This window comes from Falsiporphyromonas endometrii (assembly GCF_042654485.1).
Lineage (GTDB): Bacteria > Bacteroidota > Bacteroidia > Bacteroidales > Porphyromonadaceae > Porphyromonas > Porphyromonas endometrii.
The window spans coordinates 1-2151 of the sequence record NZ_JBHSGO010000081.1; the positions used below are offsets into that span (position 1 = coordinate 1).

Consider the following 2151-nt stretch of genomic DNA (forward strand, 5'->3'; position numbering starts at 1 on the left):
AACTATTTGTATACCATAAAGATAACTATTATTAATAACATGGAAAAGACTTAATATAGAGAAAGTTGAAACTTTTTTCAAAAAACAGAAAGGGCTGCGCCAAATGGAATTTTGACACAGCCCCATTATTTTTATGTTGTATGCTTATATCTTCATATGCTTTTGAACAAATATTGTGACATCTAAAAAGATGTGACGCAAATTGCTCACCACCATAAAAAAAGTAGGTGGTACATTGCATCCCTGCAACGTACCACCGGAGGTGAATATTAAGTTGATTATATAATTATTATATCAATGATAGTCGGCAGAACACCTGCCAACCGTACAACTTCATGTTTAATAAAGATAATGCTTCTTGTTCGAGTATAGTCTATAAATCTTAGTAGTGAACTTATATCTTATACTCAATTTTAATGAGACTCTCAGAAATATTAAGTTATTCATAATGCTCAACTATACCTATCACAATTTTTGGTAAAGGTACGTAAATCATCAACTACTTTTAATACAAGGACTAAAGAGATTGTTTTCTAAAGATCTCTACTAACATACGAATCCTTTGCTTAATGTTTATCCATTCTCTCTGTCCGCCGTAAATGTAGTACTTTTTTTGAATCGTTCCAAATGTTATTCCCTTTTTAGTTTGATTTTTTATTAGGAGTTGCCCTATGATAAATGACTTCTAATATGCTTTTTTGTTAGAACTTAAATCTATTCCTACTAAAATATTACAAAATGATGTATCTGATTTAGCTGATAACGTTTACCTTATTCCGGAAGTCTGATAAATGTTCATTGAAGCAGTTAGTTTTTTATTATATCCCCTTTTATGAGTCTCTCTAATCAATAATGGAAGTGAAGGGGCATTGCGAAAGAGATCCGTTTTTTGTATATTGATCGTTGATACAAATCACTAACCATGAAGATAAGCATATTACTTACCATACTTTTGATAATCATTTCGCTTGGAGGAGCATTCCTCCCCGGCGGTAAGCTATGTCTTTTCGGCAGGATGCAAACAGATCCCGGTCATGGTCTTTATCATAGGGCTGTGAAGCTCATGATGGAAACCTTTTATTTGTTAAATACTGTTGCCTTAGATTCAACTCTAAGAGCTGATAAAGCACTATTGATTCAACCTCAAAATCATAAATTCGAGGGTTAGGGTCATCTGACCTTCTTACCGACTTTGCCCGTTTTTATAGTACGAAACAGGCTTTTTTATGCGCTATTTTAACAAATAAGCTCGTGCGAGAAGCAATCTGTTCTCGCGCGACTTTGGATCCAATCTCGCGCGACCTTGACATGCGAAGTCGCGCTACTTCAGGTACAACCTCGCGCGAGGTTACCTTCAAGGTAGCGCGAGAACGGATTGCAAGTCGCGCGACCTTCCAAAAAAGGCGGCTTGAAAGTGATTTTTAAGTGGCCAAAAGATAAATTACAAATGCCTTACATAGATTTTAACATATCGCAATAAAGATAAATCTGCCTTTTCTATCTCTTTGTAGAAGAAATAGCCCTTTTTGAGATCAAAAACAAGCTGTTTTAAGACGAAAATCAGTCTTAATAAATTTACATTATTTATAGAATAAGTGGCGTTTTAATTGGAATACACAAGATGATTTCCCATATCAAAGTACTTAATTTTATACTATAAGTTGTTAGAGAATAAATGGTAGAATATATAGGATGTGATTATCCGGGAGAAGGGAAACACTTAGAAGCGGAAGTATTCCTTTATTATAAAATTAAAATCGGAACAGAGAAATGGAATTTGTCGACATTCATCTATAAAGGATTGGAGCAAAAAGAATATCCGTATTCTATACTAAAGTATGAAGATAAGGGGTTGAAAGCAGGCGACCCTCCCGGGGAACAAAAAAGGAATAACTCTATGCAGCCTTCGTCTCAAATGCGATGGACGTCTTACAAGAGCTATTCCTTTGTGACGAAGGTATAAATATTTTTTAATAAACAACACACCAAAAAATTTATGCGAATGGATCTGAGTTTATATTCTTTTATTGCTGTCCGATAAAAGTTTTTGCGACAAAAAAATAAGGGGCTGAAAAACTTCACAGAATTCAGCCCCAATTGTCTTATCTTTATCATAAGAACTTAAAAGTAAGACGATGCACAAAAGTATTC

2 protein-coding genes are annotated in these 2151 nt (G+C 34.4%); both read left to right on the forward strand.

Annotated features, from left to right (window positions below):
• Positions 1-922: 922 nt before the first annotated feature.
• A complete protein-coding gene (locus tag ACFO3G_RS03365) occupies positions 923-1168 on the forward strand; it encodes a hypothetical protein (RefSeq protein WP_380077982.1) in 246 nt (81 codons plus the stop codon).
• A 507-nt stretch (positions 1169-1675) separates the two neighbouring features.
• A complete protein-coding gene (locus ACFO3G_RS03370) occupies positions 1676-1963 on the forward strand; it encodes a hypothetical protein (RefSeq protein ID WP_380077984.1) in 288 nt (95 codons plus the stop codon).
• Positions 1964-2151 lie beyond the last annotated feature (188 nt).

Excerpts from the sequence above, each read along its gene's own strand:
- ACFO3G_RS03365 (WP_380077982.1), top strand. The coding sequence starts at position 923 with ATGAAGATAAGCATATTACTTACCATACTTTTGATAATCATTTCGCTT.
- ACFO3G_RS03370 (WP_380077984.1), top strand. The coding sequence starts at position 1,676 with ATGGTAGAATATATAGGATGTGATTATCCGGGAGAAGGGAAACACTTA.